The organism is Pseudomonas sp. IT-P294 (genome assembly GCF_949767865.1).
Lineage (GTDB): Bacteria > Pseudomonadota > Gammaproteobacteria > Pseudomonadales > Pseudomonadaceae > Aquipseudomonas.
In genome coordinates this window covers 245,709-269,321 of sequence record NZ_CATKQW010000001.1, presented here as the reverse complement: position 1 = coordinate 269,321, position 23,613 = coordinate 245,709, and the positions used below count along the sequence as shown (strand labels likewise).

Here is a 23,613-nt window from a genome sequence, read left to right as displayed (position 1 = left end):
CTGAACGGTCAGAACGGTACGGGTGTTGCAGTCATAACTGGCACCCCTGAAAGGAATCCGGCTTCGAGCCCAGGCTCGCGACCAAAGACTTCGGCAAGGAAGCGGCATCATTAGCCTTTTTCCTACTGTCTCGAAGTTGTTATACCCGGCACCTCGTCGGTTGTAGTGCTTCAGGACAGAACGGTGGGCACCGTGACGGTGCCCAAACAAACATAGAGAATGTGGAGACAACCCCCCATGCAAACCGACACAACTCGCGAGAACCCGCAGGGCACCTTGCCGCAGGCCGCTGATTCGACTTCGGATCTGTCCGCCACCGCGCCTGGCCAACTGCGCGTGATCAAGCGTAACGGCACTGTCGTTCCTTACACCGATGACAAGATCACCGTCGCGATCACCAAAGCGTTTCTCGCAGTTGAAGGCGGCACCGCTGCCGCCTCGTCGCGAATCCATGACACCGTTGCCCGCCTGACCGAACAAGTCACCGCGACTTTCAAGCGTCGCATGCCATCGGGCGGCACCATCCACATCGAAGAAATCCAGGACCAGGTCGAACTGGCCCTGATGCGTGCCGGCGAGCAGAAAGTGGCTCGCGACTACGTGATCTACCGTGACGGCCGTTCCAAGGAACGCGCTGCCCACGCCCCGGCCGAACAAGCAGTCAACGCTCATCCGTCGATCCGCATCACCCGCGCCGATGGCACCTTTGCTCCGCTGGACATGGGCCGCCTGAACACCATCGTCACCGAAGCGTGCGAAGGCCTGGAAGAGGTCGACGGCGACCTGATCCAGCGCGAAACCCTGAAAAACCTGTACGACGGCGTGGCCCTGACCGACGTCAACACCGCTCTGGTGATGACCGCCCGTACGCTGGTCGAGCGCGAGCCGAACTACTCGTTCGTCACCGCCCGCCTGCTGATGGACACCCTGCGTGCCGAAGGCCTGAGCTTCCTGAACGTTGCCGAAAGCGCGACCCACCACGAAATGGTCGACCTGTACGCCAAGGCCCTGCCTGCCTACATCGCCAAGGGTATCGAGTTCGAATTGCTGAACCCGGTCCTGGCCACCTTTGACCTGGAAAAACTCGGCAAGGCGATCAACCACGAGCGCGATCAGCAGTTCACGTACCTGGGCCTGCAAACCCTGTACGACCGTTACTTCATCCACAAGGACGGTATCCGCTTCGAACTGCCGCAGATTTTCTTCATGCGCGTGGCCATGGGCCTGGCGATCGAAGAGAAGAACAAGGAAGACCGTGCGATCGAGTTCTACAACCTGTTGTCGTCCTTCGACTACATGTCCTCGACCCCGACCCTGTTCAACGCCGGCACCCTGCGACCACAGCTGTCGAGCTGCTACCTGACCACCGTTCCGGATGACCTGTCCGGCATCTACCACGCGATCCACGACAACGCCATGTTGTCCAAATTCGCTGGTGGCCTGGGCAACGACTGGACGCCAGTTCGTGCGCTGGGTTCGTACATCAAAGGCACCAACGGCAAATCCCAGGGCGTTGTACCGTTCCTGAAAGTGGTGAACGACACCGCCGTCGCCGTCAACCAGGGTGGCAAGCGCAAAGGCGCTGTCTGTGCCTACCTGGAAACCTGGCACATGGACATTGAAGAGTTCATCGAGCTGCGCAAGAACACCGGTGATGACCGTCGTCGTACCCATGACATGAACACCGCCAACTGGATCCCTGACCTGTTCATGAAGCGCGTCTTCGATGACGGCAAGTGGACCCTGTTCTCGCCATCCGAAGTGCCAGACCTGCACGACCTGACCGGCAAGGCTTTCGAAGAGCGTTACGAGTACTACGAAGCCCTGACCGAATACCCAGGCAAGGTCAAACTGTTCAAGACCATCCAGGCCAAAGACCTGTGGCGCAAAATGCTGTCCATGCTGTTTGAAACCGGCCACCCATGGCTGACCTTCAAAGACCCGTGCAACCTGCGCAGCCCGCAGCAGCACGTGGGCGTGGTCCACAGCTCGAACCTGTGCACCGAGATCACCTTGAACACCAACAAGGACGAGATCGCCGTTTGCAACCTGGGCTCGATCAACCTGCCGAACCACATCGTCAACGGCAAGCTGGACACCGCCAAGCTGGAACGCACCGTGAACACCGCCGTTCGCATGCTCGATAACGTGATCGACATCAACTACTACTCGGTGCCGCAAGCGAAGAACTCCAACTTCAAGCACCGTCCGGTCGGCCTGGGCATCATGGGCTTCCAGGACGCGCTGTACCTGCAGCACATTCCTTACGGTTCCGACGCTGCCGTCGAGTTCGCCGACAAGTCGATGGAAGCGGTCAGCTACTTCGCGATCCAGGCTTCCTGCGACCTGGCCGACGAGCGCGGCGCCTACGAGACGTTCCAGGGTTCGCTGTGGTCCAAAGGCATCCTGCCGCTGGATTCGCAACAGATCCTGATCGAACAGCGTGGCCAGAAGTACATCGACGTTGACCTGAACGAATCCCTGGACTGGGCACCGGTTCGCGCCCGTGTACAGAAAGGCATTCGTAACTCCAACATCATGGCCATCGCACCGACCGCGACCATCGCCAACATCACTGGCGTATCGCAGTCGATCGAACCGACCTACCAGAACCTCTACGTGAAATCGAACCTGTCGGGCGAATTCACCGTGATCAACCCGTACCTGGTTCGCGACCTGAAGGCTCGCGGTCTGTGGGACGCAGTCATGATCAACGACCTGAAGTACTACGACGGTTCGGTGCAGCAGATCGAGCGCATTCCGCAAGAACTCAAAGAGCTCTACGCGACTGCTTTCGAAGTGGACACCAAGTGGATCGTTGACGCGGCCAGCCGTCGTCAGAAGTGGATCGACCAGGCTCAATCGCTGAACCTGTACATCGCTGGCGCCTCGGGCAAGAAGCTGGACGTGACCTACCGCATGGCTTGGTACCGTGGTCTGAAAACCACTTACTACCTCCGTGCCCTGGCCGCGACCAGCACCGAGAAGTCGACCATCAACACCGGTAAACTGAACGCTGTTTCCAGCGGCGGCAACCACGGTGAAGATTCGGTCCTGGCAGCTCCAGCCGGTCCAGCTCCAGTACCGAAGGCTTGCGCCATCGACGAGCCGGATTGCGAAGCTTGCCAGTAAGCTGAACCGGTGAGCGCTGCAAGGCGCTGACTCGAAAACCCCCGATCAGTCCTCTGGACTGTCGGGGGTTTTCTTTTGCCTCAAGGAAAGTGGCGGCCGGGCTGATGCCTTCGCGGGCAAGCCCGCTCCCAAGGAGGCCGGGGTTACCCTGAGCAATGCGATTAACTGTGGGAGCGGGCTTGCCCGCGAAGAGGCCGGCACAGACAACCAACACCTCGGCACCACCTAAAAAGTCCCGGCCAAAAAAAGCCCCTCTTGCGAGGGGCCATTTGTGCAGCGCTTTCAGCTAACCCGCATCAGGTCATCTGAATGATGGTCTGCATGATGGTGCTCTGGGTGGAGATGGTCTTGGCGTTCGCCTGGTAGTTGCTCTGCGCCTTGATCAGGTTGACCAGTTCGTTGGTCAGGTTGACGTTGGACTCTTCCAGGGAGTTGGACTGGATGGAGCCCAGGGTCCCGGTTTCCGGAGCGTCATAGCCCGGGATACCCGAGGCGTACGTCTCTTTCCAGCTGGTACCGCCAATCGCTTGCAGGCCTTGTTCGTTAGTGAAGCTGGCCAGCGCAACCTGGCCGATGGCCTTGCTCTGGTTGTTGCTGAAGTTGGCGAACAGGGTGCCGGTGCCGTCGATGGTCAGGTTGGTGATCTGGCCAGTGGCGTAACCGTCCTGAGTCGGGATGGAACGGGCGGTGTCAGCGTTGTACTGAGTTGTCTTGGCCAACGAAATGGTTACGCCTGCCGGGTTGGCAGCTGCACCGTTGGCTGTCCAGACGCCATTGGTCACGGTGCCTGGTACCCAGTTGTTCAGCTTCAAGTCAGTGCTGATGACTCCAGGAGGCGTGCTCACCTGAGTCAACTTGCCGCCAGAGTCGAACGTCAGTGTCGAAGCGACCGGGGCAGTGACTTTCGGGTCGCTGCCGGTAGCATCCGGGTTACGACCGTCGACCAGGGTATAAACCTTCCAGGTGTTGCCAGCCGTTTTCACCATGTACTGATCCATGGTGTGCTGGTTGCCCTGGCTGTCATAGATCGGAGTGCTGAACGACTTGGTGTAGGTCGCCGTCAGTGTCGGGTCGAACTTGCCCGCCGGAACGGTATCGTCGATGACCGGAGCCGTCGAGTTCAAGTTGATCGTCGATGCCACGGCCGAAGTGGACTTCGGCGCCAGGTTCGAGGTGTCCAGTTTCAGGTCAGTCAACACGCCGTTGATGATCTTGCCGTTGGCATCCACGCCGTAGCCTTGCAGGCGGGACGTATAATCGGTGTTGGTGATGAAACCGTCCTTGTCGACCTTGAACGTACCGTTACGGGTGTAGGACACCGAACCGTTATTGCTCAAGGCGAAGAAACCCGAACCGTTGATGCCCATGTCCAGCACGTTACCGGTGTTGTTGATGTCACCCTGGGTGAACTGCTGGGACACGTTGGCCAGGCGCACGCCGCTGCCGACCACTTTGCCGCCGCTGCCGAGTTTGGTCGCCGAGTAGACGTCTTCAAATTCGGTGCGGGAGGATTTGAAACCGGTGGTCGCGACGTTGGCGATGTTGTTACCGGTCACGTCCAGTTGTTTGTTGGCTGCATAGAGACCGCTAAGGCCGATATTGAAAGACATATTCCACTCCTTTGTGCCGGGTTAGTCGGCTCTATATACCAATGGTTTGAACTTTGGACAGGGCGACGGGGCCCAGGCCCGCGAGGTTCAGCGTCAGCTCGCCGCCGGTCTGGCTCAGGGTCACGCTGTTGACGGTGGCCGGCAGGTAAACCGCCAGGTCCGTTGCCGTGCCGTTGACCGGTGCGCTGGCCTTGATGGTGTAGGCACCGACCGGAACGGGATTGCCGCTCGAGTCCTTGCCATCCCATGTGAAGCTGGAACTGCCGACTGCACGGGTGCCCAGATCGATGGTTCTGATTGTTTTGCCAGTGCTGTCGGCAACGGTCACGGTGCCGCTGGCGATGGACGACGTCAGGTTGACCGAGCCATTGACGGCCTTGGTCGGATCATCGACCTGGATATTGTTGGTTTGCACGATCACAGAACGGCCGACCAGGGACGACGCCTGCAACGCTTGCGAAGAGCTGTAGTTGCCGGCAATCGAGCTGACCGTGCTGTTGAGCGTGGTGATGCCTTCCAGGCTGCTGAACTGCGCCAACTGGGCGACGAACGCGCTGTTGTCCTGCGGATCCAACGGGTTCTGGTTTTTGAGCTGGGTTACCAGCAATTGCAGGAACGCATCCTTGCCCAACGCTTTGCCGCCCGTCGCGCTGTTGGTCGCGGAGGCAATGCCGCCCGACGTGGAACTGCTGGACTTGACGGAAGAGTTCGCCAGGATGTCATTGACGCTGAGGCTGCTGGTGGAATCGGTAACACTCATCTGAGTCGCCCCTTATCACTGACCGAGGGTCAGGACCTTCTGCATCATGGTTTTGGCGGTGTTCATCATTTCGGCGTTGGTCTGGAACGAACGACTGGCGGAAATCATGTCGGCCATTTCTTCCACGACGTTGACGTTCGGGTAATAGACGTAACCCTTGGCGTCGGCCGCCGGATGGTTCGGCTCGTAACGCGCCTCAAGGTTGCTCTGATCCTCAACCACACCCAGCACTTGTACGCCTTGACCGGCCGCGTCCTGGTTCTGGAACAGCGAATCACTGCCGCCGCTCTGGCCGCCCTGGAACATGGTGGCGAACACCGGGTGACGCGCGCGATAGGTCTGGTCGATGCTCGACGAAACGGTTTCGGCGTTGGCGATGTTCGAAGCCACGGTGTTCAAGCGAGTGGTCTGGGCACTCATGCCGCTACCGGCAATGTTGAAAACACTGGATAGAGACATGAATTACTCTCCGCGCAGGGCTGACATCAGCCCTTTGAATTTGCTGTTGAGCAGGGTGAAGCTGGCCTGGAAGCCGACCGCGTTTTCCGCGTAGTTCGATTGTTCCAGTTGAGCGTCCACGGTGTTCTGGTCGATCGACGGTTGCATCGGGGTGCGATACATCAGCGATTCGTCGCCGTTACCCATGCCTTGTGCTTCGATATGACGGCTGTTGGTCATGTTCAAGGCAAAGGTGCCACCGTTGGTTTTCTCGTTCTGTGCAGCGAGCACTTTGGAGAACTCCAGATCCCGAGCCTTGTAGTTCGGGGTATCGGCGTTGGCAATGTTGTTGGCCAGGACTTCGGCACGCTGGGCGCGAAAGCCCAAGGCTTGTTCGTGGATACCGAGCGCTTTATCGAAGCTGATGCTCATGTCGGGAAACCTTCGGGTGACCTGATTTTCGTAACAGAGACGTAGCAAGCGGCGTGCCAAATCAAAAAAGCCCGTAAACCGGGGCTTTGCGGGGTGGTGGCAAGGCGGCAATGCCAGAAAAGCGGCAACCGGTTTCCGCCGTCTGCCGCTTTTCTGCCGCTTTCCCCTGTCGAGAGAACACCGCCTCCCCCTGTGGGAGCGAGCTTGCTCGCGATGGCGTCGTATCAGTCGACATCTTCGCTGCCTGACCCTCCGCTATCGCGAGCAAGCTCGCTCCCACAAGGTCTAGTGGTGCTTACAGAGAAATCATCAGGCATAAAAAAAAACGGGAGCCCCTGAGGACTCCCGTTTTCATGTGTGCCACCGCCCCATCACTTCGCCTGGTAAATGATCCCCGGGCTGCACTGGACCATCTGGTAGTGATCTGGCAAACCGTTCAGCGCTTCGGAAGCGCCGAGGAACAGATAACCGCCGGGCTTGAGCGTGCTGTGAATGCGCAACAGGATGTCTTTCTTCACCTCGGCGGAAAAGTAGATCAACACGTTGCGGCAGAACACGATATCGAACTTGCCCAGGGCCGCGTAGCTGTCGAGCAGGTTGAAGGAGCGAAACTCCACGCGGCTCTTGATCGGCGCCTTGATGGCCCAGCGTCCCGGCCCCTTGGGGTCGAAATAACGCTGAAGGCGTTCGGGCGACAGGCCACGGCCGATGGCCAGGCTGTCGTACTCGCCGGTCTTGCAGTTGGTCAGCATGGTGCCGGACAAATCAGTGGCAACGATCTGCACACCCATTTTCAACTGGCCCATGTTGACGCGCTCGAACTCATCGATGGACATCGACAGCGAATACGGTTCCTGACCCGACGAGCACGCCGCCGACCAGATCCGCAGACGTTGGCCGGGGGCCGCCTTGATCGCTGCGGGCAGCACCTTGTTCTTCAAGACTTCAAACGGATAGGTGTCACGAAACCACAGGGTTTCGTTGGTGGTCATGGCATCCACCACCATCTCGCGCAAACCACTGCGCGGCTGGGTCTGAATGCGCTGGACCAGTTCACCCAACGACTTGATACCCTGCTGTTCCATCAGTTTGTTGAGACGGCTCGAGACCAGGTACTGCTTGTTTTCACCGAGCAAAATGCCACAGGCTTTTTCCAGGAATACCCGGAACTGTTCGAAATCCAAATTACCCGTAGACAAAGATACCGCCTCTTAAATCGTGTTGAACCGCCAGGGACAAAAGGCCCCTAGCTGATATCTGCTGCTTTGATCCGGTCGACTACCCGGGATGCCAGGTCATCAGGACGGAATTTGGCAAGGAAGTCATCAGCACCGACTTTCTTGACCATCGCCTGGTTGAATACGCCCGACAACGAAGTATGCAGGATGATATGAAGCTTTTGCATGCGCGGGTCGGCGCGGATCTCGGCGGTGAGGGTGTACCCGTCCATTTCCGGCATCTCGATGTCGGAAATCATCATCAGGAACTCTTCTTCCGGCTTCTTGCCCTCGTCGACCAGCTTGCGCAGGTATTCCAGCGCTTGCCGACCGTCGTTCAACGCCACCACTTCGACGCCGACCGTTTGCAGGCAGCGCGTCACTTGCTTGCGCGCCACCGAAGAGTCATCGACCGTCAAGACCCGCAGCGACAACGCTTTGTGCTGGGTTTCGACATCCACCACGCCGACCGAAATCGCTTCCGGTGTTGGCGCCACTTCCGCCAGTACTTTCTCGACGTCGATGATTTCGACTAGCTGATTGTCGACCCGAGTCACAGCGGTCAGGTAATGATCGCGCCCGGTACCCTTGGGAGGCGGATGAATTTCCTCCCAGTTCATGTTGACGATGCGCTCCACCGAGCGCACCAGGAAACCCTGGGTCTTGGTGTTGTACTCCGTGATGATCACAAACGGATTGCTCTGATCCTTAAGCGCGCCGGAGCCGGTTGCCATTGCCAGATCAAGAATCGGAATGGTCGCCCCTCGGATATTTGCTACACCGCACACGACAGGACTGGACTTGGGCATCAGGGTCAGCTTGGGGCATTGCAGCACCTCACGAACCTTGAACACGTTGATCCCATATAGCTGCTGGCCGTCAAGACGGAACAACAACAGCTCAAGGCGATTCTGCCCCACCAGTTGCGTGCGCTGGTTTACCGAATCCATTACACCAGCCATGCACAGAACTCCTACACCAACGCTTAAGTGTGTTGCGACGCCCATTCATTGCTAAACGGCACGGCGCTTGCTTTTTAACTCTTATGAACACAGAACCGACATTTTTCCGACGCCTGACATCAAACTACCGCAAATTGCTTTGTGCGATGTCGGCCGTTTGCCTGTTCAACGCTGGCAGCCCTGCCCTTGCTGACGCGGTTACCTTGCCTGACATGCTTATCGGCGTCACTCAGGGCTTTCTTGAATTCACCGTAGAAGACTATTTGGCTACCAGTCAAACCGAAGGCCGCTACGAAATCGAAGTCAACCGGCTCGATCCACGTATGCATATGCCCATGTGCGACAAGGAATTGACAGCCACTTTGGAGAGCCCGGCGACCCCGATCGGACGGGTCACGGTCAAGGTTCGCTGTGATAGCTCATCGCCTTGGACCGTCTTCGTACCCGCTCAAGTCCGCCTGTTTCGGGACGTTGTCACGACCACTCGGCCGCTCAAGCGCGCCGGCATCATCGAACCCAGCGACGTGATGCTGCGTGAACGCGACATCAGTCTGATCAACCAGGGTTATTTCACCGCGCTGGATCAAGCCATTGGACAAAAACTTACCCGACCAACGGTCGCCGATCAGGTCCTGACACTGGTCCACCTGGAACAGGCGGAAGTCATTAGCAAAGGCGATCAGGTGGTGATTACGGCGCGCAGTGGTACGCTCAGTGTGCGCATGCCCGGCGAAGCGCTGTCCAACGGCGGCTTGCGTGAACAGATTCGAGTGAAAAACCTTAATTCCAACCGGGTCATCAAGGCGCAGGTGATCGCGCCAGGCCAAGTGGAAGTGGCTATGTAGATATCTCTGGCTCTATGGGTGAAGAGATGGCGCGTTGCCCGGCGGTTCCCTAAACTGTGCACCAGGCAGGAAAAGCACTGGCACTTGCACGCTCATTGATAAATGAGCCTAAAGTTTTTGCAGGGAGAGCCGAAAACATGGCAAGCGTCCAAATACCCAGAGGTTTTTTATCATGGTCATCGATTTCAGCCGTTTAAACAGCTCCTCGCCACTTACCGGCAGTACGCGTACCAGCGCCGCGAAGGAAACCGCCGAAGCCGGCAAATCCGCGCCGCTGAATACCCCGGCCGAACAGGCCAGTACCGTCACAAGCGGGGAATCGGTACACCTCAGCAATGAGGCTCAACAGTTGCAGAAGGTCACTGACAAGCTGCGCGATCAGCCTGCCGTCGACAACGCCCGCGTGGCAGAGTTGAAAGCAGCAATCGCCGATGGCAGCTATAAAGTCGACAGCAACCGTGTAGCCAGCAAACTGCTCAACTTCGAAGCCCAGCGCTAGGCCATTGCCTGCGCCAGGCTTTTGGACGCTTAAACCCCAAGGCCAGCCATGCACGATACTAATTTACTGCAACTGATCATCGACGACTTTGCCCCGGCGCAACACTTGCTGGAGTTACTGCAAACCGAGTCCCTCGCTTTGCATGGCCGCGACATGCAACTGCTCGAAGATATTCTCGCGCAGAAACAGGCACTGATCGTTTTGCTTGACCAGCATGGCCGCAAGCGCAGTGAAATCCTCGCCAGCCTCAACCTGCCGCTCGATCGCACGGGGCTTGAGCAGCTCGCCAGCCATTCCAGCATTGGCGAACAGTTGCTGACACAGAGCGATGTACTGACAGACCTCCTGGCTCAGTGCCAGGCTGCGAACGCCAGTAACGGCCAGTCCATTCTGGTCCAGCAGGCCGCCACGGCCAATCAGCTGAAAATCCTCACCGGTGGCGAACCACCCGCGCTTTATGATGCCCGCGGATCCACCGCCAAGCTTGCGAAGCCGCGCCCGCTCAGTCAGGCTTGAGCCTTTGCATCGACACGCCCTATCAAGACACGAAACATGCTGGCAAAATGCTGGCTCGCCGTAGTCATTTTTTGCCTGGAGATTGATTAACCGTGTTCAATACCCAAAGCGCGGAAGACGCCCCGCAGCCACCCAAGGTGCTCACTACACCTCTGGAAATCTCCAGCAACCTGCGCCAGCTTCAGGACAGCCATGACCCGCTGATCATCACGTTCCATGAGCGCACCCAGCGCTTCCAGAGCTATCTGGTGGACATTGATCGCGACAAAAATATGATCGCACTGGATGAAATGATCCCGCGTGACGGAGAACGTTTTCTGCTGGCCGGAGAACCGTTCAAGGTTGAAGGCTTCCACGACGGTGTGCGCATCGCCTGGGAAAGCAATGGCGCGCTGTCCATCGATGAGTCCGGCGATACTCGCTGCTATCGTGGCCCGCTGCCCGCTGAAGTGGTCTATCACCAGCGCCGCAATGCGTTCCGTGCAGCATTGAAACTGGCGCAACTGGTCAGCGTCGAACTGGGCGGTGACAAACTCAAGTCATCCCTGGGTGGCAAGTTGCTGGACATCTCAGCCACCGGCTGCAAGCTGCGTTTTGAAGGCGACATCACCAGCAGCCTGCAACTGGGCCAGGTCTATGACCGCTTCGTCGCCGCCCTGCCCTTCGGCAACATGACCGCCCCCGTCGAACTGCGTTACCTGCACTTCGAAGAGAAGATCTCCACCACCTTCGCCGGTGTTCGCTTTCATAACATGAGTGGACTGGTGCAGCGGCAAGTCGAGCGTTTCGTCTATCAGCTTCAACGCGAAGCACGACGTTTCGACAAAGACGACATGTAATACGACGCTTCAACAAAAAACGGGCAGTCCCTTGCGGTGACTGCCCGTTTTTTTATGCCTTGGCCTATGGCCTGGCCTCGGTAAAACTTTGCTCGCGGCCCGCGTCCGGATCTTCAGGTGGCGGATCCGCCTGCGGTTCCGTTTCCGGTTCAGGCTCCGGCTCAGTGCTGATCGGGCTCTGCATCTGGTCTTGCACCACCTGCTCATCGACACGCGGATCGAGGCACGCCACCAGCGGCGAACTGGACATGCTGTCCGGCATGGCCACGTGATGCAGCGGCGCATCGTCGACCTGATGCAGGTTGGTGACCGCTTTGGGGCGGATGCGCCACACCAGCACCAACGCAAAGAAACTGAAGAAGGCGTAGAGCATGTGGCTGCCAAACAGCTTCATCAGTACACCGGCCACCAACGGCCCGATACTGGCGCCAACGCCGTAGGTCACCAGCAACATCGCGGTCAGGGAGACACGACGATCACCTTCGACATGGTCATTGGAGAACGCCACCGCCAGCGGATACAGGCAGAACATCACCAGCGAACAGAAGAACCCGGCGACAAACAAAATCTCCAGCGGCACCTGCTGCATGATGGCCAGCGGCAACGCCGTCAGGGCCAGCACCACCGCAAAACAGCGGATCAACAACGCCCGGTCATAACGGTCGGACAGCCAGCCCAACGGCCACTGCACCAACAGTCCGGCAAAAATACAGCTACCCATGAACAGACCGACCTGTTCGGTGGACAACCCTTGCTGCGAGGCATACAGCGGTGCCAGACCGTAGAACGAGCCAATGATCAGCCCCGCCCCCAGCACCGTACTCAACGACTGCGGCACGCGCTTGATGAAGAACCGCGGCTCCATTGGCGCCGGATGCAATGGTGCCGGGTGAATCCGGCGTGTCAGCGCCACCGGCACCAGGCACAGCGCGAAGCACAAGGCGACCAGCATCAGCAGCTCAAGGCCCAGCGCCGGGTGCATGACCAGAATCAGCTGACCCAGCACCAGCCCAAGGTAGGAGGCGATCATGTAGCCGCTGAACACCGTGCCACGCTGCGAAGCTTCGGCCTGCTCATTGAGCCAGCTTTCAATGACCATGTACTGGCACATCATGCCCAGGCCAACGATGATCCGCAGGAATATCCAGGCTGGCAGCCAGTCGATCAGGCCGTGGCCGAGCACCGCCGCGCCGACAATCCCGGCGCAGGCCGAATAGGCTCGAATGTGGCCGACCCGGGCAATCAGCCGGTGGCCGATCTTGCCGCCCAGCACCAGGCCAAAATAGTTGGCCGCCATCAACGCACCGACCCACAGGCTGTCGACGTGATCGGCCGCCAGGCGCAAGCCCAGGTACGTACTCAGCAAGCCAGAGCCGATCAACATCATCAGCGAGGCAAAATAAAGCGCTCGAAAAGGTTTCCAGATTTGGCGCATCGGCGTTCCGAGCGGCTCCTTGCAGTGAGAGTCGGGCTATCCGAAAAGATAGACCGTAGACGATGGATCGTCAGGCCTGAGCAGCCAGGACACGGCGCTCCCAGGGCGTAATTTCATCGAAGAAGCTGGTCAACTCCATGGTCTTCGAAGCGACGTAGCCTTCGATGAACTCATTGCCAAACAGTTCCTTCGCCAATTGGCTACGTTTCAGACGTTCAAGAGCGGCATGCAAGGTACACGGCAACGAAAGATTATCCGGCACTTGGAATTCGCCCTGGATCGCCTCGCTCGGCTCCAGTTCGTTTTCAATACCATGCAAACCGGCGGCAAGGCTGGCAGCGATCGCCAGGTACGGATTGGCATCGGCGCCTGGCAGGCGGTTCTCGACCCGACGAGCGGCCGGCGAACTGGCGGGAATGCGCAACCCGGCGGCCCGGTTGTCGTGGGACCAGCAGGCATTATTCGGCGATGCGTAGGGATGGCACAAGCGCTGATAGGAGTTCACGTTCGGCGCAAACAGCGCGGTGAAGTCCGCCATGCAGGCCTGCTGACCGCCGATGAAATGACGGAAGGTAGCGGTCGGCTGCCCGGCCTCGTCGCTGAACACATTACGTCCGCTGCCAATCTCGACGATGCTCTGGTGAATGTGCATCGAACTGCCCGGCGTGTGCGCCAAGGGTTTGGCCATGCAGACTACGGTCAGGCCGTGCTTGAGCGCGACTTCTTTGAGCAGATGCTTGAACAGCAAGGTCTGGTCGGCCAGCAGCAACGGATCACCGTGCAGCAAGTTGATCTCGAACTGGCTGACGCCCATTTCGTGCATGAAGGTGTCGCGCGGCAAGCCCAACGCCGCCATGCAATCGTAGACGTCACTGAAGAATGGCCGCAAACCGTTGTTGGAACTGACGCTGAACGCCGAATGACCGTCTTCGCGTCGACCGTCCAGGCCCAGCGGCGGCTGGAATGGCTGGGTCGCATCGGGATTGGGTGCAAAGACGAAAAACTCCACCTCGGTCGCCACCACCGGTGCCAGGCCCAGGGCCGCGTAACGTGCGATGACCGCCTTGAGTTGGCCACGGGTAGACAGATTCGAATGCTCGCCGGTCAGTTCGTCGGCGTCGCAAATGGCCAATGCCCGCGGTGGATTGCTCCAGGGCAGGCGATGGATCTGCGCCGGATCGGGCACCAGCGCCAGGTCACCGTCATCGCTGCCGTAAAAACGTGCCGGCGGATAGCCGCCCATGATGCATTGCAGCAGCACACCCCGCGCCATCTGCAAACGCCGCCCTTCAAGGAACCCCTCGGCGGTCATTACTTTGCCGCGCGGTACGCCGTTCAAGTCCGGCGTGACACATTCAATCTCGTCAATGCCGGTCAATCGCTGCGCGAGTGAACGCTGGCCATCGGTAGTCATGACGCAATCCCTTGTAGTGGTGCAAGCCGCGAACGGCGACCCGTACAAAATAGGCTCCGCCCGTTCGGAATTTCAAGCAGCGCACACAAAAAGAAACGTCAGGGCAGATAGAGGCTGAACACACCGCCGCCCAACGGGCCGCCGTTGCTGATCCGGGTGCGCCCTTCTACGCCATTGCGCTGATGCAAGGCGGCGATCCGGCCGGCGAAATACAAGCCCAGGCCCGTGCTGCCGCTGCTGTGATTGATGCCCTGCACATAGTCGGCCTGACGCTCGATCATCTCGACGGGATAGCCGTCGCCATCGTCATTGATGGTCAGCATCAACTGACCGGCCTCGTCGCTGACACTGATCAGCAGCGACTGGCGCGCGTAACGAATGGCGTTGTTGATGGTGTTGGCCAGCACCGAGGCAACCAGCTCCCGGTCGAAGAACCCCAAGGGACACAGCGGGTCGACCTCATAGGTCGCGATAATGCCGCGACTGGCGAACACTTCTTGATGGGCGGCCAGCTGCGCTTCGATAAAATCATCCAGCTCATGGTAGGCCGGCTGCAACGGCATCTGATTGACGCCCAGCTTGTACAGCCCCAGCAACTGCACGAGCATGCCGTTGAGGTGAGCGAACTCGAACTCGATGACGCCCTGCTCCGGGCTCTGCCGCTCTGAATCGGGCAAGCGCCCCATCCATTGGCTGTGGGCCTGCATCAGCATGGCCAGCGAATTCTTCATGTCGTGCACGGTGGAGGCAATCACCGTGGAGAAATCCAGTGCAGGGTACTCTTGGCTCATCCGCTGAACGCCTTGATTTTCAGTTTCTGGTAGCGCGGATAACGCGCGTCGGTGTCGGGCATCATCCCGACCTGTTTCAGGCAGGCCCGGCACTCTTCAAGCTCGGGCGAAGGCACGCTGGTGTCCGTGCCGTGTAACAACGACTGCGCCATGTTCAGCGCGATACTGATATTTTTCGGTTGCAGGGCCAGTGCTTTGCGAAACACAGCCCGGGCTTCGACCAGGTTGCCGGTCTTGTACACCTGCACGCCTTGCCGGTTGAGATCGGAAGCCACGTTGCCCGAATTCAGAATCGTCGGGTCATCGGTCAATTTGGCGATCCCTTGCATCACCACGGGATCATCACCGTAGATTTCCGCACAGTTCTTCAACATTGATGCACCGGCACTGGCCTGCCCGAGCATTTGCAGCTGCTTGGCCACCAGCAGCGCCGCTTCGGCGCTCATGAACTGCTCCATGCCGTCCAGGCGCAACATTGCTTGCTCAGTGAGCTTTTCCGCGGTTTCCGCGTCGTTGAGCAGCAGGCTGGTGGCTTTCATCAGCCGCGCACGGATTTGCAGGCCCGGGTCAGACGGGTTCTCCTTGGCCACCTGGCTGAGCGTCGTGTTGATCTCCAGCCGGGTGCGGGTATCCAGGCCTTTCTCGCTGCCTTTGCTGATCAAGGCGTGGGCCAGGCCCAGGTTGCTTTCGGCATCCTTGAAACGTGACTGAGCGCCTTGGGACACGGCCTGGCGATAAGCCTTCGACGCCGTTTCAAAATCTTCGTTGGCCATCGCCAGCTTGCCCAACTGCGCTTGCCGGCGCACCGCCAGCGGCGACAGGCGAATGGCCTCTTCCAGCACTCGCTGTGCACCCTTGTTGTCCCCTTCGGCCACTAGCACGTCGGCCATGCCGTCATACAGCGCCGGCATCATCGGAAACACCTTCAAGGCTTTTTCGTAGACGCCTTTGGCCTGGCTGACCTGACCACGCTTGAACAGCAATTTGCCCAGCCCGGCAAACGCCCAAGGCAAAGGCCGATCAGCGATGATGCCGTCGTAAAGGCGTTCCAGCGCTTCGTTCTGATTCAAGTCACGCAACGCGTCCGCGCGATAACGCAGACACAGCGGCGAATAACGGATGTCCTTCTTGCACAGCTCGATACAGGCGTTAAGCACTTCCATCGGCTTGCCGCGATCAAGTGCTTGCAGAATCGGCTTGAGCAGGTTCTTGCGTTGCTCCAGACGCTCCAGGCGCTGCGCAAGACCCGACCGGTTGAACGGCTTGGTCAGGTAAGCGTCGGGTTCATGCTCCAGCGCACTGAGCACCATCGCCTGGCTGGTTTCGGCGGTGACCATGACAAACACACTTTCATGGCTGATCAGCTTCTCGACCATCAAGTCTTCGAGCACCTGCTGACCGTTTTTCTTTCCATCGCCGAGGTGGAAATCCTGCAGGATAAAATCGTAGGCCTTCTGCGAGCACATGCGCAGTGCCTGTTCACCGGTGTCCGCGGTGTCGACGTCCTTGACCCCTAATTCACGCAACATGGACCTGACGGAACTGCGAAAGTCCGAGAAATCATCGACGATCAGAAAACGCTTTTGGTGATACGACAGCATCGAAGATTTCCAGGCAGTTTAAGGAGAAGACCATGACCGATCGGGTTATCGGCCAGCAGTGCCATTCACTTGAGAACTCGTGCCAGCCAAGCGCCTCTAAATATTTGAAGGCGCTATTGAAAAACGGGATTATCCTGCTTTATTAAAGCCCGTTCAGCCCTATTTGATTTCAACGCCCCTATCGCCGGCTAAGGCAGCAGAAATGACCAGCACTCCCCCAGACTCGGCCAACGCTCCCAAGCGAAAAGCCTTGAGTCCCAGCACCCTGGACTTTCCGGTGGTCGGCATTGGCGCATCGGCGGGAGGACTGCAAGCCATCAAATTGTTTTTCGAGAACATGCCACACGACAACGGCATGGCGTTCGTGATCATTCTTCACCTGTCGCCCGACCACCAGAGCATCGCGGACAGGATCATCCAGGAATCGACCCGGATGCCGGTGCTGCAAGTCACTGAAACGGTGCCGATCGAGAAAAACCACATCTACGTCATTTCCCCGGCTCAACGGCTGACGATGAGCGACGGTGTGCTGGAGGTCAGCAACAACGATCCGAAGGAGGGCCGACACGCCTCCATAGACCTGTTCTTCCGCGACCTGGCCGAAGTGCACCGCGAGCACGCGTTCTGTCTGGTGCTGTCGGGCAGCGGCTCCGATGGTGCGGTCGGTTTGTCGCGCATCAAGGAACACGGCGGGATCACCATGGCGCAGGTGCCGGAAGATGCCCAGTTCGACAGCATGCCCCGCGCCGCCATCGAGACGGGCATGGTTGACCTGGTATTGCCGGTGGTGGAAATGCCGCAGAAGCTGCTGGAGTTGTGGCACAACTCGCAGGAAATCAGCTTGCCCACCGCCAACGACCCGGAACTGCAATCCTTCGCGTCCGTGTCCGAGCGAGACGCGGCGATCGCCGAACAATTGCTGCATGACATCCTGATCCAGTTGCGCACCGGCACCGGTCACGACTTCAAGCATTACAAGCGCGCAACCGTGCTACGGCGTATTGAGCGCCGGATGCAGGTTACGGCCCAACCTGACCTCGCGGCCTATTACCGCTACCTGCAAAACAACCCCGAAGAAACCAAGGCCCTGCTGGGCGACATGCTGATCGGCGTGACCAATTTCTTCCGCGATCGCGAAGCATTCGAGGCCCTGGAACGCGATGTGCTGCCGCAACTGGTTAGCGCGGCCGTGTCGGCGCACCCCGAGAAAGAAGAAATCCGCGTCTGGTCGGCGGGCTGCTCCACGGGCGAGGAAGCCTACAGCCTGGCGATGCTGCTCAGCGACCAGTTGCAACTCGACTCCAGCAAAGCCAGGTTGCAATTGTTTGCCACCGACATCGATGAACGTGCCATCAGCATTGGCCGCGCGGGCCTGTATCCGCAAGCGATCGTGACCGACGTGCCGCCAACGCGACTGCGGCATTATTTCGTCAAGGAAGACGACCACTACCGGATTCGCAAGGAACTGCGCGAAAAAGTCCTGTTTGCCAAACACAGCCTGTTGTCCGATCCGCCCTTCTCGCAAATCGACCTGATCGTTTGCCGAAACCTGTTGATCTATCTGGATCGCGAAGTGCAACGCGAAATTCTGCAGATGTTCCACTTTGCGCTGCGTCCGGGCGGTTTTCTGTTTTTGGGTTCTTCAGAAAGTGCGGACGCGTGCCACGAGCTGTTCGCCCCGGTGGACAAGCGCAACCGGATCTTCCGCGCCAAAACCGGTACCGCCAGCAGCCGTCGTACCCCGACCATGCCGCGTGGTGGTTACATGCGCACCAATGTTTCCCGCGAGACCCCGCAAAACGCGGTGCAGCGCAAGCTGTCCTTCAGTGACATTCACCAGCGCGCCCTGGAACGAACCGCGCCACCGAGCATGATTGTCGATGCCAACGCCGACATCCTGCACATGAGCGAAAGCGCCGGACGCTTCCTGCGCCATGTGGGCGGTGAATTGTCACGCAATCTGCTGACGCTGATCCTTCCCGAGTTGCGCCTGGAAATCCGCACCACGCTGTTCCAGGTCCAACAGAGCGGCCTGGCGGTCAAGTCCCGCGCGGTGCCCATCACGCGCGACAATCGACGCTACAGGATCGACCTGCTGGCGCAGCCTTATAAGGACGACGAGTCGGAAGGCGAATTTGTCCTGGTGATTTTCGAAGAGGCCGAAATCGACCCTTCAGAGCAGGAAGCAACGACCCTGCTGCAAACCGAAAGCCAGGTCCTGTCCAACCTTGAACGCGAACTGCAACGCACCAAATTGCATTTGCAGGACACCATTGAGCAATCGGAAGTCTCCAGCGAAGAGCTCAAGGCTTCCAACGAAGAAATGCAGGCGATCAACGAAGAACTGCGCTCGGCCACCGAAGAGCTGGAAACCAGCAAGGAAGAACTGCAGTCGATCAACGAAGAGTTGTTGACGGTCAACTACGAGCTGAAAACCAAAGTTGAAGAAACCGACAAGATCAATGACTACCTGACCAACCTGATCGCCTCGACCGACATCGCCACGGTGTTTGTCGACCGCAGCATGCGGATCAAATGGTTCACGCCGCGCGCCACGGACATTTTCAGCATGTTGCCGGTGGATACCGGGCGGTCCTTGCTCGATATCACCCATCGCCTGCAATACGACGACCTGGCCAAAGATGCCGCACTGGTCTTCGAATCGTTGAACATGATCGAACGTGAAATCAGCAGCACCGACAATCGCTGGTACATCGCCCGTCTTCTGCCTTACCGCTCCAGCGAAGACCACATCGACGGCACGGTGCTGACTTTCATCGACATCACCAAGCGCCGCGCCGCCGAAGAAGAGTTGCGCCTGGGCGAAGAACGCATGCGCCTGGTGGCTGAAAGCACCCGCGATTACGCGATCATCACCCTCGATGAACAAGGTGTGATCACCAGCTGGAACAAAGGCGCCGAGTTGATTTTTGGCTACAGCAAGGCGGAAGCCGAAGGCGCCCATTACGACTTTATTTTCTCCGAAGAAGACCGCGACTCCGGCACCCCCAACGCCGAGCTGCAGAAGGTCCGCACCCAAGGCCGCAGCGAAGATGAACGCTGGTACGTGCGCAAGGACGGCAGCCGCTTCTATTGCAGCGGTGAGGTGACGCTACTCACCGGCGACAATCTGCGCGGCTATGTGAAAATCGCCCGTGACCTGACCGGCCACAAGCGCCAGCACGAAGAGCAAAGCCAGGCACTGGCCGAGACTCGCAACACCAGCTACCTCAAGGATGAGTTCTTCGCGGTCATGTCCCATGAACTCAAGCATCCCTTGAACCTGATCCAGCTCAACGCCGAGCTTCTGCGCCGGTTGCCGGTGACCAAGTCGGTGGCCCCGGCCGCCAAGGCCGTCAACACGATCTGTGATGCCGTCAACAGCCAGGCGCGGATTATCGATGATCTGTTGGATGTCGCACGGGTGCGTACCGGCAAACTCAAGCTGCAACCGGTCACCGTGGATCTGGTCAGCGTGCTGCGCGACATTCATACGGTCGTCCTCAACGAACAGCACGAAACCACGGTCGAGCTTCATGTGCCTGCGCAGCCTTTAATGGTTCACGCCGACCCGACGCGCCTGGAGCAGATCATCTGGAACCTGGTGAATAACGCACTGAAATTCACCCCGCCAACAGGTCGCGTGCAACTGATCGCCAGCCAGGACGGCGACAAGGTGCGACTGGACGTCAAAGACAACGGCACTGGCATCGCCGTTGAAAACCTCGAGCATGTGTTCGATCTGTTCGGGCAGGCCGAAAAGCAGCACGCTTCACACCACCGTGAGGGACTGGGCATTGGCCTGTCGCTGGTGCGCCAATTGACAGAAGCACAGCATGGTACGGTCGAAGTCAGCTCGCCTGGGCTGGGCGCCGGCTGTACGTTCAGTGTTTGCCTGCCGATGGCCGGCACAGATGGCGAGGCTCACCCCGCCGCGCAGCACGACGAGGCTACCGGCAGGCTGAGCGGTTTAACCATTCTGCTGGTCGATGACTCCGCCGATGTGCTGGAAACCTTGAAGGTGCTGCTGGAAATGGAGGATGCCGAAGTCATCGCGTTCGACCGCCCGGTGGAGGCTCTGGATGCAGCGAAAAGCATGCATTTCGACCTCATCATTTCGGACCTTGGCATGCCGGTCATGAACGGTCACGAACTGATGAGCGCGTTACGCCAGCTACCGCTCGCGAAGGATGTGCCGGCCATTGCGCTGACGGGCTACGGCGCCCACAGCGACATTACAAAATCCCGGCAATCGGGCTTTGACCAGCACGTTGGAAAACCGGTGTCCTACGAGGAGTTGATCGAAACCATCGAGGCACTACGCTCCAAGAGCGTATCGATGGGTAAATGACTCAACACAAATAGGCGCGCTGTACGCTGACGCGCCGATCAATCGCTTGCCTGAGTCGCTCTTTATGGTCCGCCCAGACCCCAGGATCGACTTTGGGCGCGCGCATCAGATCAAGCATCGCCTCCTTGGCCGCCAGGTACTCCGACCAGGCGTCATCGGTGCGGATCTTCAGACGTTCACGCTCGGTCATTTCCATCCGCCGCAGAGCCAGCGTTGTTTCATCGGTGATCACTGGGTCCAACGTCAACTGCACCCGATGCGGCGCCACAAACGCCCGAGTATCGGCCACCAGCTCTCTGGCTCGCCGCGCCCCCCACTTCAACGCTGTGCAGTAAAACTCGCCGACACAGCGGTCATGAAACTCTTCGCAAATCGCCCAGCCACTGTCGGCATAAACCCCGATAAACACCTGAGTGATGCCCGTATGACTCACCCGCGCCTGAACTTCGACCTGGACGCCGTCGCTGAGCACTTCTTCGTGGATGTGGAGCGGTAACCGGGTGTTGGTCCATAGCCAGAACTGTGCGCCTCTGCGTCGCATTGCTTCGCTCCTTGTTTTGTATCTGGAGTAAGGCACAGCAATCAAAGACTTTCCACGTAGATCGTCGGTTTTGAGGACACAAAAAAGCCCTGGCGGAGGAAGGTTTCCGGCAGGGCTTTCTTTTTGCAGCGCGGGGCTGAAATCAATGTGGTGTCCCAGGGCAGGTTCGAACTGCCAACCTTCCCCTTAGGAGGGGGATGCTCTATCCAATTGAGCTACTGAGACACAAGTCGCCCGCGAATAATGCGGCGCGATAGACGGCGTGCATGTTAACGGGCAAGCCTGCTTTTGTCATGTCGTCCTTGGGCTTTTTAAGTGTAGGCAGACGCCCCTCGACACCGTAGCTTTTGTTTACCGTGCAAATTGCATCCTCTCAAAATGCCATCATTGCAATTTGCAATGAACGGTCTTCCCAACATTAAGCTAATTGATTGTTTTTAAAGGATTTAATAGCCGTTAGACTGTTGGCACGCGGGCTGCTTTAGCTGTTCTCAAGAACAACGGAGGTCAGCCTCATGAACAGCGCCCTATTACTCTCGAATGCGATCGCCCTGGCCATTGTGTTGGGATTTCATTTTGCCCCCGAGAACGGTGCTGTTCAGGTTGCCCAACACATGCCCCATTACCTACAGCTGCAAAAAGCCCCGCAATTGGCGGTCATGAGCGATCAGCGCGTCCTTGTCGGTCAAGATGTAAGCCAGCAATACGATCCGCCAGAAACACAGTCTTCCGAACGCTTGGTATTTTGATTTACCCCCTATCAGGAGCACAGCATGTCCAAATCAGCCGCAGGATTTCTGATCCTTGCCTTACTGAGCGGCATTCTTCATCTGTCATTGATTCAGGACGCGGTTGTTACGCTGCCCCTGATTGCCTGCGGCGTTTTTAGCGGGCTGTTCGTGCTGGCGCTGATTGCCGGTCGCAAATTCAAGTTCGATCCGGTTCTGCGCTGACCGTGATCAACTTCAGAAGCTTTTCGACGGTGACGGACAGCTCGCCAGAGTTGTCGAGTCGATGAATTTGCACGTCACCGTCGCAATCGCTTGCGGCAAATAGCGCGTTACGGCGCAATCTCTCTTCAATTTGCACAAGACTCTCGCGATTACGCCGTAACAGTCGCTCGCGCAACACCTCTTCCTTGACCGTCAACAGCACAGGCAGCAGCGTGGGATATCGTTGCAGCGCCTCGGTCAGATGGCCGCGAGATCCGTTGACCAATACCTGCCGACCCTCCTTGAGCCAATGATCGATCTGGACCGGAATACCGTAATCCAGCCCATTGGCGTTCCATGACAACGCGAACTCACCCGCCTGCCGACGTCGCTCGAATGTTTCATGGCTGACGCCGATGGCATCCTCGCCCACGGATTCGGCGGAGCGCGTGATGACCCGTCGTACCACTTCGCAGTCAAGCGACTGAAGGGGTATTCGCGCCGCTTCGATGAGACTGTCCTTGCCTGATCCGGAGGGCCCCATCAAATAAATCAGCCTGCCATCCATCCTGAATAATCCTTCTACGCGCATGCGCCACTAGTAAATCGGCCATTTGCCACTATCCTGTTAAGGTAAGGACCACGGATCGAATCCACATAGCATGCACCTTCAGGCGTTTTTGGACACCACCTGTCGGGCAAAGGACGCGATCAGCGAAATGGCACTGGAGCAAACTTTTCAAACCAGTCCGCATTTCTGATAATTGGTGCTGGCATAACGCCTTTATCCAGTTCAATATTTGTCACAGAATTGACGCCAATGATCTGGCTTCCTTGAGGCATGATGCGAGCCTCTATCAATTCAGGTTGAACATTTGGCCATAGTGCTTGTCCTATTCGACATCCTGCGGCCAATCCCGAGAACCGCTCCCCTGAACTAACCGGTTAAATATATGCGCCCATTGAAACAGGCAATTTATTCCAGCCGTACGGCTGACAAGTTCGTCGTACGTCTGCCAGACGGAATGCGTGAACGCATTGCCGAGGTGGCTCGCAATCATCATCGCAGCATGAACTCCGAAATCATTGCGCGCCTTGAGCAGAGTCTTATTCAGGAAGGCGCACTGGGCGAAGAATTAAGCATGCGTCTGGACAGCCCGGAGCTGTCATTGCACGAACGCGAACTGCTGCAACGTTTCCGCCAGCTCTCCCACCGCCAGCAAAACGCTCTTGTTTCGCTGATTGCGCATGATGCCGAATTGGCCGCAGACGCTTCCTGATTCAACCCGAAAGTTCGA

The 23,613-nt window shown here is 58.2% G+C and carries 21 protein-coding genes and 1 tRNA gene; 9 read left to right on the top strand and 13 right to left on the bottom strand.

What is annotated here, in order from left to right:
* Positions 1 to 237 precede the first annotated feature (237 nt).
* Positions 238 to 3,132, top strand: coding sequence for a ribonucleoside-diphosphate reductase subunit alpha (locus ACM6I0_RS01225; RefSeq protein WP_090186999.1), 2,895 nt, complete (start codon positions 238 to 240; stop codon positions 3,130 to 3,132).
* A gap of 296 nt (positions 3,133 to 3,428) precedes the next feature.
* Here the strand turns inward: ACM6I0_RS01225 and flgE are convergent, their stop codons facing one another.
* The 6 genes from flgE to ACM6I0_RS01195 all read right to left on the bottom strand — a co-directional run bounded on the left by flgE (position 3,429) and on the right by ACM6I0_RS01195 (position 8,551).
* A complete protein-coding gene (gene flgE / locus ACM6I0_RS01220; RefSeq protein WP_285433857.1) occupies positions 3,429 to 4,742 on the bottom strand; it encodes a flagellar hook protein FlgE in 1,314 nt (437 codons plus the stop codon).
* A gap of 31 nt (positions 4,743 to 4,773) precedes the next feature.
* Positions 4,774 to 5,502, bottom strand: a complete 729-nt coding sequence (gene flgD, locus ACM6I0_RS01215) for a flagellar hook assembly protein FlgD (RefSeq protein ID WP_259152970.1) — start codon at positions 5,500 to 5,502, stop codon at positions 4,774 to 4,776.
* Between the two features lie 15 nt (positions 5,503 to 5,517).
* Positions 5,518 to 5,961 (bottom strand): flagellar basal body rod protein FlgC, encoded by a 444-nt coding sequence (gene flgC / locus ACM6I0_RS01210; RefSeq protein ID WP_007937507.1) that lies wholly within the window; start codon positions 5,959 to 5,961, stop codon positions 5,518 to 5,520.
* 3 nt (positions 5,962 to 5,964) lie between these two features.
* Positions 5,965 to 6,372: a flagellar basal body rod protein FlgB gene (gene flgB, locus ACM6I0_RS01205; RefSeq protein ID WP_285433853.1), complete on the bottom strand. Its 408-nt coding sequence runs from the start codon at positions 6,370 to 6,372 to the stop codon at positions 5,965 to 5,967.
* 371 nt (positions 6,373 to 6,743) lie between these two features.
* Complete coding sequence (gene cheR / locus ACM6I0_RS01200; RefSeq protein ID WP_074879171.1) at positions 6,744 to 7,571, bottom strand: protein-glutamate O-methyltransferase CheR; 828 nt, start codon at positions 7,569 to 7,571, stop codon at positions 6,744 to 6,746.
* A 47-nt stretch (positions 7,572 to 7,618) separates the two neighbouring features.
* Positions 7,619 to 8,551, bottom strand: coding sequence for a chemotaxis protein CheV (locus ACM6I0_RS01195; RefSeq protein WP_208669481.1), 933 nt, complete (start codon positions 8,549 to 8,551; stop codon positions 7,619 to 7,621).
* An 83-nt stretch (positions 8,552 to 8,634) separates the two neighbouring features.
* Between ACM6I0_RS01195 and flgA the strand changes: the two genes are divergently transcribed.
* From flgA to ACM6I0_RS01175, 4 genes are all read left to right on the top strand, one after another.
* Complete coding sequence (flgA, locus tag ACM6I0_RS01190) at positions 8,635 to 9,396, top strand: flagellar basal body P-ring formation chaperone FlgA (RefSeq protein ID WP_285433940.1); 762 nt, start codon at positions 8,635 to 8,637, stop codon at positions 9,394 to 9,396.
* Positions 9,397 to 9,568: 172 nt separating this feature from the next.
* Positions 9,569 to 9,895 carry a flagellar biosynthesis anti-sigma factor FlgM gene (gene flgM / locus ACM6I0_RS01185; protein WP_090187018.1) on the top strand — a complete coding sequence of 109 codons (327 nt, stop codon included), beginning with the start codon at positions 9,569 to 9,571 and terminating at the stop codon, positions 9,893 to 9,895.
* 48 nt (positions 9,896 to 9,943) lie between these two features.
* A complete protein-coding gene (locus tag ACM6I0_RS01180; RefSeq protein WP_414921287.1) occupies positions 9,944 to 10,411 on the top strand; it encodes a flagella synthesis protein FlgN in 468 nt (155 codons plus the stop codon).
* Positions 10,412 to 10,503: 92 nt separating this feature from the next.
* Positions 10,504 to 11,250, top strand: coding sequence for a flagellar brake protein (locus ACM6I0_RS01175; protein ID WP_285433846.1), 747 nt, complete (start codon positions 10,504 to 10,506; stop codon positions 11,248 to 11,250).
* Positions 11,251 to 11,314: 64 nt separating this feature from the next.
* Here the strand turns inward: ACM6I0_RS01175 and ACM6I0_RS01170 are convergent, their stop codons facing one another.
* The 4 genes from ACM6I0_RS01170 to ACM6I0_RS01155 form a co-directional block, all read right to left on the bottom strand.
* Positions 11,315 to 12,685, bottom strand: a complete 1,371-nt coding sequence (locus tag ACM6I0_RS01170) for an MFS transporter (protein ID WP_414921286.1) — start codon at positions 12,683 to 12,685, stop codon at positions 11,315 to 11,317.
* A 70-nt stretch (positions 12,686 to 12,755) separates the two neighbouring features.
* Entirely contained in the window at positions 12,756 to 13,997 is a 1,242-nt protein-coding gene (locus tag ACM6I0_RS01165) for a glutamine synthetase family protein (RefSeq protein ID WP_285433939.1), read from the bottom strand.
* Between the two features lie 200 nt (positions 13,998 to 14,197).
* The gene (locus ACM6I0_RS01160) at positions 14,198 to 14,890 is read right to left on the bottom strand and encodes a sensor histidine kinase (RefSeq protein WP_285433843.1); all 693 of its coding nucleotides are present in this window, start codon (positions 14,888 to 14,890) and stop codon (positions 14,198 to 14,200) included.
* Positions 14,887 to 16,491: a response regulator gene (locus ACM6I0_RS01155; protein WP_414921285.1), complete on the bottom strand. Its 1,605-nt coding sequence runs from the start codon at positions 16,489 to 16,491 to the stop codon at positions 14,887 to 14,889. The genes ACM6I0_RS01160 and ACM6I0_RS01155 overlap by 4 nt, the downstream gene beginning before the upstream one ends.
* A gap of 202 nt (positions 16,492 to 16,693) precedes the next feature.
* Between ACM6I0_RS01155 and ACM6I0_RS01150 the strand changes: the two genes are divergently transcribed.
* Positions 16,694 to 20,842 carry a CheR family methyltransferase gene (locus ACM6I0_RS01150; protein ID WP_414921284.1) on the top strand — a complete coding sequence of 1,383 codons (4,149 nt, stop codon included), beginning with the start codon at positions 16,694 to 16,696 and terminating at the stop codon, positions 20,840 to 20,842.
* A 1-nt stretch (position 20,843) separates the two neighbouring features.
* Here the strand turns inward: ACM6I0_RS01150 and ACM6I0_RS01145 are convergent, their stop codons facing one another.
* Together ACM6I0_RS01145 and ACM6I0_RS01140 are read right to left on the bottom strand one after the other, a co-directional pair.
* Complete coding sequence (locus ACM6I0_RS01145) at positions 20,844 to 21,383, bottom strand: hypothetical protein (RefSeq protein ID WP_285433839.1); 540 nt, start codon at positions 21,381 to 21,383, stop codon at positions 20,844 to 20,846.
* A gap of 148 nt (positions 21,384 to 21,531) precedes the next feature.
* A tRNA-Arg gene (locus ACM6I0_RS01140) sits at positions 21,532 to 21,608 on the bottom strand.
* Between the two features lie 290 nt (positions 21,609 to 21,898).
* On the opposite strand from ACM6I0_RS01140, the gene ACM6I0_RS01135 reads away from it, so the two are divergent.
* Together ACM6I0_RS01135 and ACM6I0_RS01130 are read left to right on the top strand one after the other, a co-directional pair.
* Positions 21,899 to 22,132, top strand: coding sequence for a hypothetical protein (locus ACM6I0_RS01135; RefSeq protein WP_414921283.1), 234 nt, complete (start codon positions 21,899 to 21,901; stop codon positions 22,130 to 22,132).
* 24 nt (positions 22,133 to 22,156) lie between these two features.
* Positions 22,157 to 22,336, top strand: coding sequence for a PA3371 family protein (locus tag ACM6I0_RS01130; RefSeq protein WP_090187083.1), 180 nt, complete (start codon positions 22,157 to 22,159; stop codon positions 22,334 to 22,336).
* On the opposite strand, the gene phnN is transcribed toward ACM6I0_RS01130, so the two are convergent.
* Entirely contained in the window at positions 22,311 to 22,883 is a 573-nt protein-coding gene (gene phnN / locus ACM6I0_RS01125) for a phosphonate metabolism protein/1,5-bisphosphokinase (PRPP-forming) PhnN (RefSeq protein ID WP_285433834.1), read from the bottom strand. The two genes, ACM6I0_RS01130 and phnN, sit on opposite strands and share 26 nt — an antisense overlap.
* Before the next feature lie 385 nt (positions 22,884 to 23,268).
* Between phnN and ACM6I0_RS01120 the strand changes: the two genes are divergently transcribed.
* Positions 23,269 to 23,595, top strand: coding sequence for an Arc family DNA-binding protein (locus tag ACM6I0_RS01120; RefSeq protein WP_028620557.1), 327 nt, complete (start codon positions 23,269 to 23,271; stop codon positions 23,593 to 23,595).
* Positions 23,596 to 23,613 lie beyond the last annotated feature (18 nt).